The organism is Streptomyces venezuelae (genome assembly GCF_008642335.1).
In the GTDB taxonomy this organism is placed as follows: Bacteria; Actinomycetota; Actinomycetes; order Streptomycetales; family Streptomycetaceae; genus Streptomyces; species Streptomyces venezuelae_F.
The window spans coordinates 6,939,131-6,955,353 of record NZ_CP029191.1; the positions used below are offsets into that span (position 1 = coordinate 6,939,131).

Genomic DNA, 16,223 nt, shown 5'->3' on the forward strand with positions numbered 1-16,223 from the left:
CCCTGGCATGCCCCGTAGGTTCACGCTCTTCACCGGCCAGTGGGCCGACCTTCCGCTCGAAGAGGTCTGCTCCCTCGCCCGCGACTTCGGCTACGACGGCCTCGAACTCGCCTGCTGGGGCGACCACTTCGAGGTCGACAAGGCGCTCGCCGACCCGACGTACCTGGACGGGCGGCACGCGCTGCTCGACAAGTACGGGCTCAAGTGCTGGGCGATCTCCAACCACCTCGTCGGCCAGGCCGTCTGCGACGCGATCATCGACGAGCGGCACCGGGCGATCCTGCCCGCCCGCATCTGGGGCGACGGCGAGGCGGAGGGGGTGCGGCAGCGGGCGGCCGCCGAGATCAAGGACACCGCGCGGGCGGCCGCCGCCTTCGGCGTGGACACGGTCGTCGGCTTCACGGGCTCCTCGATCTGGCACCTGGTCGCGATGTTCCCGCCGGCCCCCGAGTCGATGATCGAGCGCGGCTACGAGGACTTCGCCGAGCGCTGGAACCCGATCCTCGACGTCTTCGACGCGGAGGGCGTGCGGTTCGCCCACGAGGTGCACCCCTCCGAGATCGCGTACGACTACTGGACCACGCACAAGGCCCTGGAGGCCGTCGGTCACCGCCCCGCTTTCGGGCTGAACTTCGACCCGTCGCATTTCGTGTGGCAGGACCTCGACCCGGTCGGGTTCCTCTACGACTTCCGCGACCGCATCTACCACGTCGACTGCAAGGAGGCCCGGCGCCGCCTGGACGGCCGCAACGGCCGCCTCGGCTCGCACCTCCCGTGGGGCGACCCGCGGCGCGGCTGGGACTTCGTGTCGGCGGGCCACGGAGACGTTCCCTGGGAGGACGTCTTCCGCATGCTGCGCTCCATCGCGTACGACGGGCCCGTCTCCGTCGAGTGGGAGGACGCGGGCATGGACCGGCTGCAGGGCGCGCCGGAGGCGCTGACGCGTCTGAAGGCGTTCGACTTCGAGGCGCCGAGCGCGTCCTTCGACGCGGCGTTCGGCGGCGCCGACCGTACCGACTGACCAGAGCGGATCCAGCTGGTCCCGCGCCATGTTTGTCCATTGACAGGAAAAAGTTCAACTTCCGTCGCGCACAAGGGCTTTCCGCCCGGGACAAACGTGGCTACCGTCCTTGAGGTGTTCAGGACATGATTCGTCCGGGGTGACGGCGCACCCCGGCGCACGGCGCACACACCCCGTACGACCGTCCCCCCATCCGGAGGAACCCCGTGCACAGGAAACGCCCGAGACTCCGCACCACCCTCGCCCTGCTCACCGGCACCGTACTCACCGGCGCCTCCCTGACCCTCGCCGTGCCGAACGCCGGTGCCGTCCCCGCCGACCCGCCCGCGCAGGCCGCCCCCGTCGCCGAGGACTTCCAGCAGGTCACCCTCGCCAAGGGCGCGCCGGAGACGGGCGAGCCGATGACGCTGGCCGTGCTCCCCGACCGCTCGGTCCTGCACACCTCACGCGACGGCACGCTCCGCCTCACGGACGCGGCGGGCAACACCAAGATCGCCGGAAAGATACCGGTCTACACGCACGACGAAGAGGGCCTCCAGGGCGTCGGCATCGACCCGAAGTTCAAGGACAACCGGGCCATCTACCTCTACTACGCGCCGCCGCTCGACACCCCCGCGGGCGACGCCCCGGAGAACGGCACCGCCGAGGACTTCAAGAAGTTCGACGGCGTGAACCGCCTCTCCCGCTTCGTCCTGAAGGCCGACGGCACCCTCGACAACGCCAGCGAGAAGAAGGTCCTCGACGTCCCCGCGAGCCGCGGCATCTGCTGCCACGTCGGCGGCGACATCGACTTCGACAAGGACGGCAACCTCTACCTGTCGACCGGCGACGACTCGAACCCCTTCGCCTCGGACGGCTTCACGCCCATCGACGAGCGCGCGAACCGCAACCCCGCCTTCGACGCGCGGCGCAGCGCGGGCAACACCAATGACCTGCGCGGCAAGATCCTCCGCGTCAAGGTCGCCGACGACGGCTCGTACACGGTCCCGGACGGCAACCTCTTCGCCAAGGGCACCGAGAAGACGCGCCCCGAGATCTACGCGATGGGCTTCCGCAACCCCTTCCGCATGAGCGTCGACAAGCCGACCGGCATCGTCTACGTCGGTGACTACGGGCCCGACGCCGGCGCGGCCGACCCCAAGCGCGGCCCAGCCGGACAGGTCGAGTTCGCCCGGGTCACCAAGCCCGGCAACTTCGGCTGGCCCTTCTGCACCGGCAAGAACGACGCGTACGTCGACTACGACTTCGCGACCGGCACCTCCGGCGCCGCCTTCGACTGCAAGGCCCCGAAGAACGACTCGCCGCACAACACCGGCCTGACCGAGCTGCCGCCCGCGCAGGAAGCGTGGATCCCGTACGACGGCGGCTCCGTGCCCGAGTTCGGCAGCGGCTCCGAGTCCCCGATGGGCGGCCCCGTCTACCGCTACGACGCGGCCAACACCTCCCCGGTGAAGTTCCCCGAGGCGTACGACGGCGACTTCTTCGCCGGTGAGTTCGGCCGCCGCTGGATCAAGCGCATCGAGCAGGGCACGGACGGCACGGTCTCGAAGATCAACCCGTTCCCGTGGACCGGCACCCAGGTCATGGACATGGAGTTCGGCCCCGACGGCGCCCTCTACGTCCTCGACTACGGCACAGCCTGGTTCGGCGGCGACGAGAACTCGGGCCTCTACCGCATCGAGAACGCCACCGACGGACACTCCCCGGTCGCCGAGGCCACCGCGTCCAAGACCAGCGGACAGGCGCCGCTGCGCACCAAGTTCACCGCCAAGGCCACGGACGCCGACGGCGGGACGCTCACCTACGCCTGGGACTTCGGCGACGGCGGCAAGTCGACACAGCAGAACCCCACGTACACGTACAAGAAGAACGGCGTCTACACCGCCACCGTGACCGTGAAGGACTCCACCGGACGCACCGGCTCGGCCAGCGCGCACATCACCGTCGGCAACACCGCGCCCAAGGTGACCCTGGAGCTCCCCGGTGACGGCCAGCTCTTCACCTTCGGCGACAAGGTGCCCTTCAAGGTGAAGGTGACCGACCCGGAGGACGGCCCGATCGACTGCGCCAAGGTCAAGGTCACGCACATTCTCGGCCACGACAGCCACGGTCACCCCGTCACCTCGGCCAACGGCTGCGAGGGCACCATCCAGACCTCCGCCGACGGCGAGCACGACCCGAACGCGAACATCTTCGGGGTGTTCGACGCCGAGTACACCGACAAGGGCGCGAACGGCCAGCCCGCGCTGACCACCCACGACCAGAACGTCGTCCAGCCCAAGCACCGCCAGGGCGAGCACTTCAACGACTCCAAGGGTGTCTCCGTCGTCAACCACACCCCGGCGCACGGCGGCAAGACCGTCGGCGACATCCACAACGGCGACTGGGTCTCCTTCGAGCCGTACATCCTCGGCAACGCAACCAAGCTGACCGCACGCGTCGCGTCGGCCGGATCCGGGGGCACGCTGGAGGTACGCAGCGGATCCGCCGGCGGCAGGCTCCTCGGCACCGCGAAGGTCGCGCCGACCGGTGGCTGGGAGACGTACGCCGACGTCAGCACAGCGATCAGCAAGCCGCCCACGAAGACCACGAAGCTCTTCCTGGTCTTCGAGGGCAACGGCTCCGGAGCGCTCTACGACGTGGACGACTTCACCTTCACGACGAGCTGAGAAGGGTCAGGACATGCGCGCATCCATCCGGCTTGCCACCGCGACCGCCGCGGCCGCCCTGCTCATCGGCTGTGTGTCGGGCCCCGCGGCCTCCAAGCCCGAACCGCCGAAGAAGGCGGGGGAGAAGGTCCTCGTCTTCTCCAAGACCTCCGGCTTCCGCCACGACTCCATCCCCACCGGCATCGCCGCCGTCAAGGAACTCGGCGCCGCGAACGGCTTCACCGTCGACGCGACCGAGGACGCGGGAGCCTTCACGGCCAAGAACCTGGCCCGGTACGACGCCGTGGTGTGGCTCTCGACGACCGGTGACGTCCTGAACGCCGCCCAGCAGACGGCGTTCGAGCGGTACATCCGCGGCGGCGGCGCCTACGTCGGCGTGCACGCCGCGGCCGACACCGAGTACGACTGGCCCTTCTACGGCGGGCTCGCGGGCGCCTACTTCCAGTCGCACCCCGCGATCCAGCCCGCGAAGGTCCACGCCGAGGACCACGCGCACCCGGCCACCGCCCACCTCGGCACGGGCAGCTGGGACCGCACCGACGAGTGGTACAACTACCGCGCCAACCCCCGCGACCGGGCCCGCGTGCTCGCCTCCCTCGACGAGTCGTCGTACACGGGCGGCACGATGTCCGGCGACCACCCCATCGCCTGGTGCCAGAACTACGAGGACGGCCGCTCCTTCTACACCGGCGGCGGCCACACCAAGGAGTCCTGGGCCGAACCCGCCTTCCGGCAGCACCTGTTGGGCGGCATCCGGTGGGCCGTCGGCGCGGCCCAGGCCGACTGCCGACCGGAGAAGGGCTACACCCCGATCTTCGACGGCACCGCCTCCTCGCTGGAGGGCTGGAAGCAGGCGGGCCCCGGCTCCCTGCGGCTCGACGAGGGCGACGGCACGCTCAAGACCGTCGGCGGCATGGGCATGCTCTGGTACGACCGGCGCGAACTCGGCTCCTACTCCCTCAAGCTCGACTGGCGGATGCGGGGCGACGACAACTCGGGGATCTTCGTGGGCTTCCCGCCCTCCGACGACCCCTGGTCGGCCGTGAACAACGGCTACGAGATCCAGATCGACGCCACGGACGTCCCCGAGAAGACGACGGGCTCCGTCTACGGCTTCCGCTCCGCCGACCTGAAGAAGCGCGACCGCGCGCTGAACCCGCCGGGGGAGTGGAACACGTACGAGATCCGCGTCGAAGGCGAACGCCTTCGCGTCTACCTCAACGGGGTCAAGATCAACGACTTCACCAACGCCGACCCCGCCCGCAGCCTGCGCCAAGGCCACATCGGCATCCAGAACCACGGCGACGCCGACGAGGTCACCTTCCGGAACATCCGCCTCAAGGACCTGGCCGCCAAGGGCCGCCCGGGCAGGGCGGACCCGGGGCAGGTCCCTTCAGGACAGGATGCGGGCCTGGGAGAGGCCCGCCCGGGGAAGGCTGTGACGGATGAGTGAGGTGACGACACACGTGACGACACAAGTAACGGCGCGCGCAACGGCACATGCGCCGACACGCGCGTCGGCACAGGCGTTGGCACATGAGTCGGCACACCACTCCGACCCACCCGCCCCGACGACCGGTTCGGACGCGGGTCGCTAGACGGCGGCGGGCGGAGGACGCCGGACCTCCGCCCGCCGTCTTGCACCGCACTCACGTTCCGCGAGCTCCCGCGTCGCGTCCCGAGCTCTTGAGTCATGCAGGAGGCAGCCGTGTCCACATCCGCGACCTCACCATCTACGCCCTCCACTCCCCCCGGGACCCCGCCCGTCGGTCCCGTCGGCGTGTGGCTGATCGGGGCACGCGGCTCGGTCGCGACCACGGCCGTCGCGGGCTGCGCGGCGATCACCGCCGGCCTCCACGCACCCACCGGCATGGTGACCGAGACCGCCCCCTTCCTGGACCGCGGCCTGCCAACGTTGTCGTCGCTCGTCTTCGGCGGCCACGACACGACCAGCTGCCCCCTGCCCAAACGAGCCGAGGAACTCGCCGCGGGCGGCGTCCTGCCCCACGGCCTCCCCTCGGCGGTGCACGCCGAACTCGCCGCCGCCGACGCGGAGATACGGCCCGGCGGCCCGCAACCCGGCGACACCCGCACCGACGAGGAACTGATCGACGCCTTCACCGCCGACATCCGCGCCTTCATACGCCGCCGGGGCCTCGCCCGCGCCGTGGTGGTCAACGTCGCCTCGACCGAACCGCTCCCCACGGACGGCGCCGAACGGCTCCCCTCCAGCTCCCTCTACGCGGCCGCCGCCCTCCGCGCCGGCTGCCCCTACGTGAACTTCACCCCCTCCACGGGCCTGCACCACCCGCGCCTCGCCGACGCGGCACGCACCTCCGGCCTCCCCTACGCGGGCCGCGACGGCAAGACCGGCCAGACCCTGCTGCGCTCCGTACTCGGCCCGATGTTCGCGCAACGCGCCCTCTCCGTACGCGCCTGGTCCGGCACGAACCTCCTCGGCGGCGGTGACGGCGCAGCCCTTGCCGACCCCGCAGCCGCCGCGGCGAAGAACGCCGGCAAGGAACGCGTCCTCGCCGACACGCTGGGCTCCGCCCCCGAGGGCGAGGTCCACATCGACGACGTCCCCTCCCTCGGCGACTGGAAGACGGCCTGGGACCACATCGCCTTCGACGGCTTCCTCGGCACGCGCATGGTCCTCCAGACCACCTGGCAGGGCTGCGACTCGGCCCTCGCCGCCCCCCTCATCCTGGACCTGGCCCGCCTGACCTCTCGCGCCCACGAACGCTCCCTCTCCGGCCCCCTCCCCGCCCTGGCCTTCTACTTCAAGGACCCGGACGACGGCGCCCCGGCTGCCCTGGGGGAGCAGTACGCCGCCCTGGTGGACTTCGCGCAGCAGTTGGGAGGGGACGCGGCCGGGGTCGGCGACCGTGGCCCTGGGCGGGTGGCTGCCGCCGAGGGGGGCGATGGTGGCCCCGGAGGGGGAGGCTCAGCGGGGCGAGAGGGTCGTCCTTCCGGGCGGGCGGACGTCGCCGGGGGAGGCGGTCGTGGCTCGGGGCGGGGAGAACCCGCCGGGGCAGACGGTCCCGTCACAGGACCGGACGGTCGCGGGGCCGTCGGTGGCGCGGCGGGCGGTGAGGCCTCGTGAGCGCGTTGGGCACCCGGCGCGCCTGGGCTGAACTCCTGCGCCTCCCCGCCCTGTTCACCGTTCCCGGCGACGCCCTCGCCGGAGCGGCCGCGACCGGTCTGCGTCCCAACCACCGCACTCTCCTCGCCATCGGTTCCTCCCTCTGCCTGTACGAGGCCGGTATGGCCCTGAACGACTGGGCCGACCGCGCCGAAGACGCCGTCGAACGCCCCGAACGCCCCCTCCCCTCCGGCCGCATCGCCCCACCCGCGGCCCTCACCGCTGCCACCGCCCTCACCGCCGCCGGCCTCGCCCTCGCCTCCCGCGCGGGCCGCCCCGCCCTCGCCGTGGCGGGCACGCTGGCCGGAACCGTGTGGGCGTACGACCTCGTCCTGAAGCACACCCCCGCCGGTCCGGCAGCCATGGCCACCGCGCGCGGCCTCGACCTGCTCCTCGGCGCGACCGCCACGGCAGGCCCCGACCACACCCCGCGCGCCCGGGCCACCGCAGCCGCCCCCTCGGCGGCGGCCCTCGCCGCCCACACCCTGGCCGTCACCGTCGTCTCCCGCCGCGAAGCCCAGGGCGGCTCCTCGACCGCACCCTTGGCCGCACTGGCGACGACAGCGGCCCTGACCACCCGCCTGATCGGCGCAGCACGCCGCTCCTGCCCAGGCGGGGGTGGCACGTGGCGAGGCCGGGGTGCCCCGCCGGCAACGATGCGCCCTGGCGGCGGCGCTCCGGACCTCCGGAACGCTGTCGACACCGCCCGCCGAGCCCTCCCCGGCGCCCTCGCCCTCGCCTACGCCGCAACCGCCGCCAAGCCCCTCTTCCACGCCGCCCTCAACCCGTCACCTCCCCTCACCCAGCGCGCCGTCGGCGGCGGAATCCGCGCCATGATCCCGCTCCAGGCCGCCCTGGCCGCCCGCACCGGCGCCCCCGCCACCGCCCTCCTGACCGCCGCCCTCGCCCCCGCGGCCCGCCGGTTCGCACGGAAGGTGAGCGTCACATGAGCGGAACGGAAGGTACGCGCCGCATGAGTGGAGCGACCCCGCAGAGCCCCCGCACCGGGCTCCGGTACGGCTACGGGACCAACGGGCTCACCGACCTCCGGCTCGACGACGCCCTCGGACTCCTCGCCGACCTCGGCTATTCCGGTGTCGGTCTGACCCTCGACCACATGCACCTCGACCCCCTCGCCCCCGATCTCGCCGCCCGCACCCGCCACGTGGCCCGCCGGCTCGAGCGGCTCGGGCTGGGCGTCACCGTCGAGACCGGTGCCCGATACGTCCTCGACCCGCGGCGCAAGCACGGCCCCTCCCTCCTCGACCCCGACCCGGAACGGCGTACCGAGCGCGGGCGTCTGTTGATTCGTGCCGTTCAGGTCGCCGCCGACCTCGGCGCCCACGCCGTGCACTGCTTCAGCGGCATCACCCCGTCGGGCACCCCGGACGACCTCGCGTGGCTCCGTCTCACCGACGCGCTCGGCCCCGTACTCGACGCCGCCTCCCGCGCCGGTGTTCCGCTCGCCGTCGAGCCCGAACCCGGCCATCTCCTCTCGTCACTCGCCGACTTCCACCACCTGCGTCGAGAACTCGGTGACCCCGACCCCGGACTCCTCGGCCTCACCCTCGACATCGGCCACTGCCAGTGCCTCGAGCCTCTCCCTCCCGCGGACTGCGTGCGTGCCGCCGCCCCCTGGCTGCGGCACGTCCAGATCGAGGACATGCGCCGCGGAGTCCACGAGCACCTGCCCTTCGGGGACGGAGAGATCGACTTCCCGCCCGTGCTCGAAGCGCTGGCCACCGTCGGCTACCGAGGGCTGACCGTCGTCGAACTGCCCCGCCACTCCCACGCGGGCCCCGACCTTGCCGCCCGCTCCATCGACTTCCTGCGCCGAGCGGAAGCCGCAGTCCCCGCCCCCGCCCTGGCCGCCACCCCCGCCGAAGGAGGTACCCCGTGACCGACACCTCCGAGATCGCCGCCCTCCGTACCCAGCTCGAGAACGACCTCGGCGGAGCCGCCCGCGCCTGGCTCGACCAGGCCACCGCCGAAGCCGCCGCGCACGGACAGCGACCCGAACGGGAGGGGCCGGGACCCACCCCCACGTGGGAACTGCGGTTCGCCGAGGCAGGACGCCGCTGCGGCCCCCCGCACGCCGACGCCGCCCGCATCCTGCTCCTGCAAGCCGCCCACGCGACCCCGGTGACCCTCGCCCGCCTCTACGCCCAGGGCACCGCAGCCGAACGCCGGGCCATCCTGCGGGCACTGCCCCATCTGGTACCGGGACCCGACGCGCTGCCCCTCGTCGAGGACGCCCTGCGCACCAACGACACGAGCCTCGTCGCCGCCGCCGTCGGCCCCTACGCCGCCGCGCACCTCCCTCCGCACGACTGGCGGCACGCCGTCCTCAAGTGCCTGTTCACCGGTGTCCCGCTGGACGCCGTCGCCGACCTGCCGAGGCGTGCCCACGGCGACGCGGAACTCGCCCGGATGCTCGGCGACTACGCGACGGAGCGGTCCGCGGCCGGCCGCCCCGTCCCCGGCGACCTGCACCGGGCCATGGAGCTGACCGTCCTCGAGTCCCCCTCGGCCCCCGCGGGCCCCCTCACCGGCGAGGAGCAGGAGTCCTGATGCGCATCTTCGACCCCCACATCCACATGACGTCCCGCACCACCGACGACTACCAGGCGATGTATGCCGCGGGCGTCCGCGCCGTCGTGGAACCCGCCTTCTGGCTCGGCCAGCCCCGCACGTCGCCCGCCTCCTTCTTCGACTACTTCGACTCCCTCCTCGGCTGGGAACCCTTCCGCGCGGCGCAGTATGGCATCGCCCACCACTGCACGATCGCCCTCAACCCGAAGGAGGCGAACGATCCCCGCTGCACCCCTGTCCTCGACGAACTGCCCCGCTATCTCGTCAAGGACAACGTCGTCGCCGTCGGAGAGATCGGCTACGACTCCATGACGCCCGCCGAGGACACCGCGCTCGCCGCCCAGCTGCAGCTCGCCGCCGACCACGAGCTGCCCGCCCTCGTGCACACCCCGCACCGCGACAAGCTCGCCGGCCTGCGCCGCACCATCGATGTGATCGGCGAGTCCGCCCTGCCCCTCGACCGCGTCCTCATCGACCATCTCAACGAGACCACCGTCAAGGAGGCCAAGGACAGCGGCTGCTGGCTGGGCTTCTCCGTCTATCCCGACACCAAGATGGACGAGGAACGCATGGTCGCGATCCTCCGCGACTTCGGACCCGACCGGGTGCTCATCAACTCCGCGGCCGACTGGGGAAAGAGCGACCCCCTCAAGACCCGCAAGGTCGCCGACGCCATGCTGGCCACCGGGTACGACGAGGACGACGTCGACCTCGTGCTGTGGCGCAACCCCGTGGAGTTCTACGGGCTCAGCGGCCGACTCCAGCTCGACGTGCGCGAACCGGACGCCGCCACCCACGAAGGCAACTCCATCCTGCGCGGCGGGGCGTGACCCATGCGCTTCCGGCACCCCGACGGCTCCACCGTCCACCTCGCCTACTGCACCAACGTCCACCCGGCCGAAACCCTCGACGGAGTGCTCGCCCAGCTCCGCGACCACTGCGAGCCCGTGCGCAGGAAACTCGGCAGGGACCGCCTCGGCATCGGCCTGTGGCTCGCCAAGGACGCCGCCCACTCCCTCGTCACCGACCCCGCGGCGCTGCGGGGCCTGCGCACCGAACTCGACCGGCGCGGACTCGAAGTCGTCACCCTCAACGGCTTCCCCTATGAGGGCTTCGGTGCGGAACAAGTCAAATACCGCGTGTACAAGCCGGACTGGACCGACCCCGAACGCCTCAGCCACACCACCGAACTGGCCAGGCTCCTCGCCGCTCTCCTCCCCGACGACGTCACCGAAGGCACCATCTCCACTCTTCCGCTCGCCTGGCGCACCCCCTTCGACACTCCGCGCGCCGAGGCCGCCCGCACCGCCCTCACCGTGCTGGCCCAGCGCCTCGACGCCCTCACCGAGCTGACCGGACGCTCCATCCGCATCGGCCTCGAACCGGAGCCCGGCTGCACCGTCGAGACGACCGCCGACGCCATCGCCCCGCTCACCGCCGTCGGCCACGACCGCATCGGTGTCTGTGTCGACACCTGCCACCTCGCCACCTCCTTCGAAGACCCGCGGACCGCCCTCGACGCCCTCGGCGCCGCAGGCATCCCCGTCGTCAAATCGCAACTGTCCGCCGCACTGCACGCCGAACACCCCCACCTCCCCGACGTACGCGAAGCCCTCGCGGCCTTCGACGAACCCCGCTTCCTCCACCAGACCCGGACCCTGACCGGCGCCGGCCTGCGCGGCACCGACGACCTCGGCGAAGCACTCGCCACCGACGCGCTGCCCGACACGGCACCCTGGCGCGCCCACTTCCACGTCCCCCTCCACGCGGCTCCCGCCGCGCCCCTCACCTCCACGCTCCCCGTCCTCCAGGACGTCCTGACCCGACTCGTCGGCGGGCCCGCCCCCCTCACCCGGCATCTGGAGGTCGAGACCTACACCTGGCAGGCCCTCCCGCCCGCGCTGCGCCCCCGCGGCCGCCCCCAGCTCGCCGAGGGCATCGCCGCGGAGCTCTCCCTCGCCCGCGACCTCCTGACCGACCTCGGCCTCAAGGAACTCCCATGACCCCGACCCCCTTGCTGGTCCTCGACGTCGTCGGCCTCACCCCGCGCCTCCTCGACCACATGCCGCGTCTCAAAGCGCTCGGCCAGTCCGGGTCCAGGGCGCCGCTCGGCACCGTCCTGCCCGCCGTCACCTGCGCCGCCCAGTCCACCTTCCTGACCGGCACCACCCCCGCCGAGCACGGCATCGTCGGCAACGGCTGGTACTTCCGCGAGCTCGGCGACGTACTCCTGTGGCGTCAGCACAACGGACTCGTGGCCGGCGACAAGCTGTGGGACGCCGCCCGCCGCGCGCACCCCGGCTACACCGTCGCCAACATCTGCTGGTGGTACGCCATGGGCGCCGACACCGACTTCACCATCACCCCCCGTCCCGTCTACTACGCCGACGGACGCAAGGAACCCGACTGCTACACCCGGCCCCCGGCCCTCCACGACGAACTCACCGACAGACTCGGCACGTTCCCCCTCTTCCACTTCTGGGGCCCCGGCGCCGACATCGTGTCCAGTCGCTGGATCGTGGACGCCACCCGGCACATCATCGACACCCGCCACCCCGACCTCGCCCTGTGCTATCTCCCTCACCTCGACTACGACCTGCAGCGCTTCGGCCCCGACGACCCGCGCTCCTTCCGCGCCGCCGCCGAACTCGACGCGACCATGGCGCCGCTCCTGGACGACGCGAAGGCGGAGGGCAGGACCCTCGTCGCCCTGTCCGAGTACGGCATCACCCGGGTGAACCGGCCCGTCGACATCAACCGCGTCCTGCGCCGCGCGGGTCTCCTTGAGGTGCACACCCAGGACGGCATGGAGTACCTCGACCCGATGGCCTCCCGGGCCTTCGCCGTCGCCGACCACCAGATCGCCCACGTCTACGTCCGCCGCCCCGAAGACCTCGAAGCCACCCGGGCCGCCCTGGAAGGCGTCCCCGGCATCGAGCAGCTCCTCGACGACGAGGGCAAGAAGGACCACCAGCTGGACCACCCGCGCTCCGGGGAACTCGTCGCCGTCGCGGAGCCGGACGCCTGGTTCACGTACTACTACTGGCTCGACGACGCCCGCGCGCCCGACTTCGCGCAGCTCGTCGAGATCCACCGCAAACCCGGCTACGACCCCGTCGAGCTCTTCATGGACCCCGAGGACCCGTACGTCCGCGTCAAGGCCGCGGGCGCGCTGGCCCGCAAGAAGCTCGGCATGCGCTACCGCATGGCGGTCGTGCCCCTGGACCCGTCACCTATTCGCGGCAGCCATGGCCGCCTCCCCACGAGCGAGGACGAAAGTCCGCTCATTCTGTGCTCCACGCCCCGCGCCGTCAGCGGCCGCGTCGCGGCCACCGATGTGAAATCGCTCCTGCTCGACCTCGCGGGTCTGCGGTGACGCCCGCCGGCCCGATCCGCTGAATCTGCTTGATCTCCACTGAACCAGACAGCTCGGACCCTGCCATCAGGGCCCGGCCCTCAGCGATCCCTGATCCGTCCTTCGAACCCATCCCTGACGCGCCCCTGATGCCACGCGCCCCGATGCCACCGAGGAGAACCGCATGAGCAGCAAGCCCACCACCTCCGACCCCGAACTCGCGCACAGACTCAGCCGACGCGGCATGCTCGGGGTGGCCGCCGGAGCCACCGCCGCGGCGCTCGTCGGAGCGGCCGCCCCGACCGCATCCGCCGCATCGGCGACCCCCGCGGCCGCCGCCGATTCCGCCGCCGCGGGCAAGGGCCGCGGGCGCCCCGTCCTGCCGCCGGGGCGGCTCGGCATCCAGCTCTACAGCCTGCGCGACAAGGTGTCCTCCGTCGGTTTCGCGCCCGTCTTCGCCGAGCTGGAGAAGTACGGATACGACGAGATCGAATTCGCCGGATACACCCAGGGCTCCGCCGGCGCCATCACCCTGGCCCAGCTCAAGCGGCTCGCCCGCGATCACGGCCTGAACCCCATCGGCTCCCACGTCGGCTACTACGACAACAACAACCCCAACGCGTACACCTTCGCGCAGAACCTCACCAAGGTCCTCGACGACGCGGAGGCCCTCGGTCTGAAGCACATAGGCACCGCTTCCGGCCCCTTCCGGTACGGCACCACCGTCGACGCCTGGAAGCGTGCGGCGGAGGACTTCAACACGTACGGCGAAGCGGCCCGCAAGCGCGGCATGAAGTTCTACCAGCACAACCACGCCGAGGAATTCTCCTTCGCCACCGACAAGCCGAAGGTCCGGCTCTACGACGTGCTCCTCGCGGAGACCGACCCCGACTTCGTGTATCTGGAGATGGACATCTACTGGGCGTTCAGCGCCCAGTTCCGCTTCGGCAAGCGCGCCGACGGCACCCCGGCCCCCTTCCACCCGCTCGACTACGTACTGAAGCAGCCCCACCGCTACCCCCTGTTCCACGTCAAGGACGGCATCCGCGACGAGACCACGCGGGACGGCTACCGCATGACGGACGTGGGCGACGGCGACATCGACTACAAGAAGTTCCTCTCGAAGGTGACGGCACGCACCCAGCACGGCAAGCGCTACCACCACTGGCAGACCGAGCACGACAACCCGGTCGAGTCCTACGCCTTCGCCCGCAAGTCGAGCGAGCACCTGCACTCGCTGCGCGGCCGCTGCGGCGACTGACCTCACGCCACTGACCTCACACCATGGAAGGGCCCTCCCGCCGTCGGCCGGAGGGCCCGGCCGGAGGACCCGACACGGGTAATCCCGCTGTCACTCACAGTGAGCGGTCCGGCGGGCGGATACGCAGGTGAAAGGCACTCCGAAACCTTGGTATTGTTGTCCATGTCGCCGCGGGGAACACCCCCGCAAGGCGGCAGACACCTAGTCCGGGTGGCGGAATGGCAGACGCGCTAGCTTGAGGTGCTAGTGCCCTTTATCGGGCGTGGGGGTTCAAGTCCCCCCTCGGACACAGAGTAGTACCAGAGCAGTACAGCAGGACACCGAATGGTGCCGACCGGAATCCGGTCGGCACCATTTTCGTTGTGCCCCGCCTGCCCGTGGGCGCTCAGGTCGTCGCCCACAGTGACCGCACGTGACCCAGGTGTCGCGCCATGCACTTCTCCGCCCCCTTGGCGTCGCCCGCCAGCATCAGGTCCAGGAGCTCGATGTGCTCCTCGGCCGACGGGGTCAGCTGATCGCGCTCGTCCAGGGCCGTCAGGCCGTAGAGGCGGGAGCGCTTGCGGAGGTCGCCGACCGTCTCGACCAGACGGTCGTTGCCCGACAGGGCGAGCAGCGAGAGATGGAAGCGGCGGTCGGCCTCCAGGTAGCCGATGAGGTCGTGGTCGCGGGCGGCGCGCACGATCTCCTCGGCGATCGGACGCAGGACTTCCAGGTCCTCCTTGGCGGCCGTGCGCGTGATCCGACCGATCATGGGGATCTCGATCAGGGCGCGGATCTCCGTGTACTGGTCGAGGTCGCGTTCGTTCACCTCGGTGACCCGGAAGCCCTTGTTGCGGACCGGCTCGACCAGGCCCTCGCGGGCCAGGTCGAGCATCGCCTCGCGCACCGGCGTCGCCGAGATTCCGAAGTCCTCGGCCAGGCCGGGCGCGGAGTAGATCTCGCCGGGGCGCAGCTCGCCCGAGATCAGGGCGGCCCGCAGCGCGTGGCCGACCTGGTCGCGCAGCCGCTCCCTGGTGGTGATGAGGTTCTTCTGCTTCAGGTGCCCCATGGTGTCCCCTCCGGTGGTACCCGCGCCCGCGCGGATCACCAAAGTACAATGTCACGTTGCCAGTTGGAGGGGGCGGGGAGCTCCGGGGGGTTCCGGGGGCACGCGGGGGTCAGAGAGTGAAGCCTGCGGGGAACGGGTCGTCGGGGTCCAGGAAGTACTGGGCCGTGCCCGTGATCCAGGCGCGGCCGGTGATCCGCGGCACGACCGCGGGCAGGCCCGCCACCTCCGTCTCCGCCACGAGGCGTCCCGTGAACTCCGTGCCGATGAACGACTCGTTGACGAAGTCGCGGTCCAGCGGGAGTTCGCCGCGGGCGTGCAGCTGCGCCATGCGCGCGGACGTGCCCGTTCCGCACGGCGAGCGGTCGAACCAGCCCGGGTGGATCGCCATGGCGTGCCGGGAGTGGCGGGCGTCCGAGCCGGGCGCCGCCAGGTAGACGTGTTTGACACCGCTGATCTCCGGCTGTTCGGGGTGCGCCGGGCGGTCCGGCGACGCGTTGATCGCGTCCATGACGGCCAGCCCCGCCGCGAGCAGCTCGTCCTTGCGGGAGCGGTCGAACGGCAGCCCCAGCGCGTCGAGCTGGACGAAGGCGTAGAAGTTTCCGCCGTACGCCATGTCGTACGTCACCGTGCCGTGGCCCGGCACCTCGACCTTGCGGTCCAGGGCGACACAGAACGCGGGCACGTTGGTGAGCGTCGCCGAGGTCGCCGCGCCGTCCGTCACCTGCACGTCGACGGCGACCAGGCCCGCCGGAGTGTCCAGGCGGACCGTCGTGACCGGCTCGGTGACCCGCACCATGCCGGTCTCGACCAGGACGGTCGCCACGCCGATGGTGCCGTGGCCGCACATCGGGAGGAGCCCGGACACCTCGATGTAGAGGACGCCGTAGTCGGCGTCGGGCCGTGTCGGAGGCTGCAGGATGGCACCGCTCATCGCGGAGTGGCCGCGCGGCTCGTACATCAGGAGCGTGCGCAGGTGGTCCATGTGCTCGATGAAGTGCAGCCTGCGGTCGGCCATGGTGGCGCCGGGGACCACCCCGACGCCGCCGGTGATCACGCGGGTGGGCATGCCCTCGGTGTGCGAGTCGACGGCGTGGAACACGTGACGGGTGCGCATGGGCGTCTCTGCCTCCGG

The 16,223-nt window shown here is 71.5% G+C and carries 13 protein-coding genes and 1 tRNA gene; 12 read left to right on the forward strand and 2 right to left on the reverse strand.

Going from position 1 to position 16,223, the window contains the following annotated elements; all coding sequences use genetic code 11:
• Window positions 1–7 precede the first annotated feature (7 nt).
• From DEJ49_RS31090 to DEJ49_RS31145, 12 genes are all read left to right on the forward strand, one after another.
• Window positions 8–1,021, forward strand: a complete 1,014-nt coding sequence (locus tag DEJ49_RS31090; protein WP_150187185.1) for a sugar phosphate isomerase/epimerase family protein — start codon at window positions 8–10, stop codon at window positions 1,019–1,021.
• Between the two features lie 206 nt (window positions 1,022–1,227).
• Window positions 1,228–3,690, forward strand: a complete 2,463-nt coding sequence (locus DEJ49_RS31095) for a PQQ-dependent sugar dehydrogenase (protein WP_190329501.1) — start codon at window positions 1,228–1,230, stop codon at window positions 3,688–3,690.
• Between the two features lie 13 nt (window positions 3,691–3,703).
• Window positions 3,704–5,143 (forward strand): ThuA domain-containing protein, encoded by a 1,440-nt coding sequence (locus tag DEJ49_RS31100; protein ID WP_150187187.1) that lies wholly within the window; start codon window positions 3,704–3,706, stop codon window positions 5,141–5,143.
• 327 nt (window positions 5,144–5,470) lie between these two features.
• Complete coding sequence (locus DEJ49_RS31105) at window positions 5,471–6,796, forward strand: inositol-3-phosphate synthase (protein ID WP_411757259.1); 1,326 nt, start codon at window positions 5,471–5,473, stop codon at window positions 6,794–6,796.
• Window positions 6,793–7,785 (forward strand): SCO3242 family prenyltransferase, encoded by a 993-nt coding sequence (locus DEJ49_RS31110; protein WP_150187189.1) that lies wholly within the window; start codon window positions 6,793–6,795, stop codon window positions 7,783–7,785. Before DEJ49_RS31105 ends, DEJ49_RS31110 begins: the two co-directional genes overlap by 4 nt.
• A gap of 23 nt (window positions 7,786–7,808) precedes the next feature.
• Window positions 7,809–8,735, forward strand: a complete 927-nt coding sequence (locus DEJ49_RS31115; protein ID WP_150187190.1) for a sugar phosphate isomerase/epimerase family protein — start codon at window positions 7,809–7,811, stop codon at window positions 8,733–8,735.
• Window positions 8,732–9,406 carry an EboA domain-containing protein gene (locus tag DEJ49_RS31120; protein WP_150187191.1) on the forward strand — a complete coding sequence of 225 codons (675 nt, stop codon included), beginning with the start codon at window positions 8,732–8,734 and terminating at the stop codon, window positions 9,404–9,406. The genes DEJ49_RS31115 and DEJ49_RS31120 overlap by 4 nt, the downstream gene beginning before the upstream one ends.
• Window positions 9,406–10,257 (forward strand): TatD family hydrolase, encoded by an 852-nt coding sequence (locus DEJ49_RS31125; RefSeq protein WP_150187192.1) that lies wholly within the window; start codon window positions 9,406–9,408, stop codon window positions 10,255–10,257. The genes DEJ49_RS31120 and DEJ49_RS31125 overlap by 1 nt, the downstream gene beginning before the upstream one ends.
• Window positions 10,258–10,260: 3 nt before the next feature.
• The gene (gene eboE, locus DEJ49_RS31130; RefSeq protein WP_150187193.1) at window positions 10,261–11,430 is read left to right on the forward strand and encodes a metabolite traffic protein EboE; all 1,170 of its coding nucleotides are present in this window, start codon (window positions 10,261–10,263) and stop codon (window positions 11,428–11,430) included.
• On the forward strand, window positions 11,427–12,803 hold the full coding sequence (locus tag DEJ49_RS31135; RefSeq protein WP_150187194.1) for a nucleotide pyrophosphatase/phosphodiesterase family protein: 1,377 nt from the start codon (window positions 11,427–11,429) through the stop codon (window positions 12,801–12,803). Before eboE ends, DEJ49_RS31135 begins: the two co-directional genes overlap by 4 nt.
• A 163-nt stretch (window positions 12,804–12,966) precedes the next feature.
• Window positions 12,967–14,043 carry a sugar phosphate isomerase/epimerase family protein gene (locus DEJ49_RS31140; RefSeq protein ID WP_150187195.1) on the forward strand — a complete coding sequence of 359 codons (1,077 nt, stop codon included), beginning with the start codon at window positions 12,967–12,969 and terminating at the stop codon, window positions 14,041–14,043.
• A 204-nt stretch (window positions 14,044–14,247) separates the two neighbouring features.
• Window positions 14,248–14,332: transfer RNA gene (locus DEJ49_RS31145), tRNA-Leu, on the forward strand.
• A 96-nt stretch (window positions 14,333–14,428) separates the two neighbouring features.
• Here the strand turns inward: DEJ49_RS31145 and DEJ49_RS31150 are convergent.
• A complete protein-coding gene (locus tag DEJ49_RS31150) occupies window positions 14,429–15,091 on the reverse strand; it encodes a GntR family transcriptional regulator (RefSeq protein WP_150187196.1) in 663 nt (220 codons plus the stop codon).
• A gap of 109 nt (window positions 15,092–15,200) precedes the next feature.
• A complete protein-coding gene (locus DEJ49_RS31155) occupies window positions 15,201–16,205 on the reverse strand; it encodes a proline racemase family protein (protein ID WP_150187197.1) in 1,005 nt (334 codons plus the stop codon).
• Between the last annotated feature and the right edge of the window lie 18 nt (window positions 16,206–16,223).

Coding starts and splice junctions, on each gene's coding strand:
- DEJ49_RS31140 (WP_150187195.1), top strand. CDS start 12,967: ATGAGCAGCAAGCCCACCACCTCCGACCCCGAACTCGCGCACAGACTC.
- DEJ49_RS31150 (WP_150187196.1), bottom strand. CDS start 15,091: ATGGGGCACCTGAAGCAGAAGAACCTCATCACCACCAGGGAGCGGCTG.
- DEJ49_RS31135 (WP_150187194.1), top strand. CDS start 11,427: ATGACCCCGACCCCCTTGCTGGTCCTCGACGTCGTCGGCCTCACCCCG.
- DEJ49_RS31155 (WP_150187197.1), bottom strand. CDS start 16,205: ATGCGCACCCGTCACGTGTTCCACGCCGTCGACTCGCACACCGAGGGC.
- DEJ49_RS31090 (WP_150187185.1), top strand. CDS start 8: ATGCCCCGTAGGTTCACGCTCTTCACCGGCCAGTGGGCCGACCTTCCG.
- DEJ49_RS31100 (WP_150187187.1), top strand. CDS start 3,704: ATGCGCGCATCCATCCGGCTTGCCACCGCGACCGCCGCGGCCGCCCTG.
- eboE (WP_150187193.1), top strand. CDS start 10,261: ATGCGCTTCCGGCACCCCGACGGCTCCACCGTCCACCTCGCCTACTGC.
- DEJ49_RS31115 (WP_150187190.1), top strand. CDS start 7,809: ATGAGTGGAGCGACCCCGCAGAGCCCCCGCACCGGGCTCCGGTACGGC.
- DEJ49_RS31125 (WP_150187192.1), top strand. CDS start 9,406: ATGCGCATCTTCGACCCCCACATCCACATGACGTCCCGCACCACCGAC.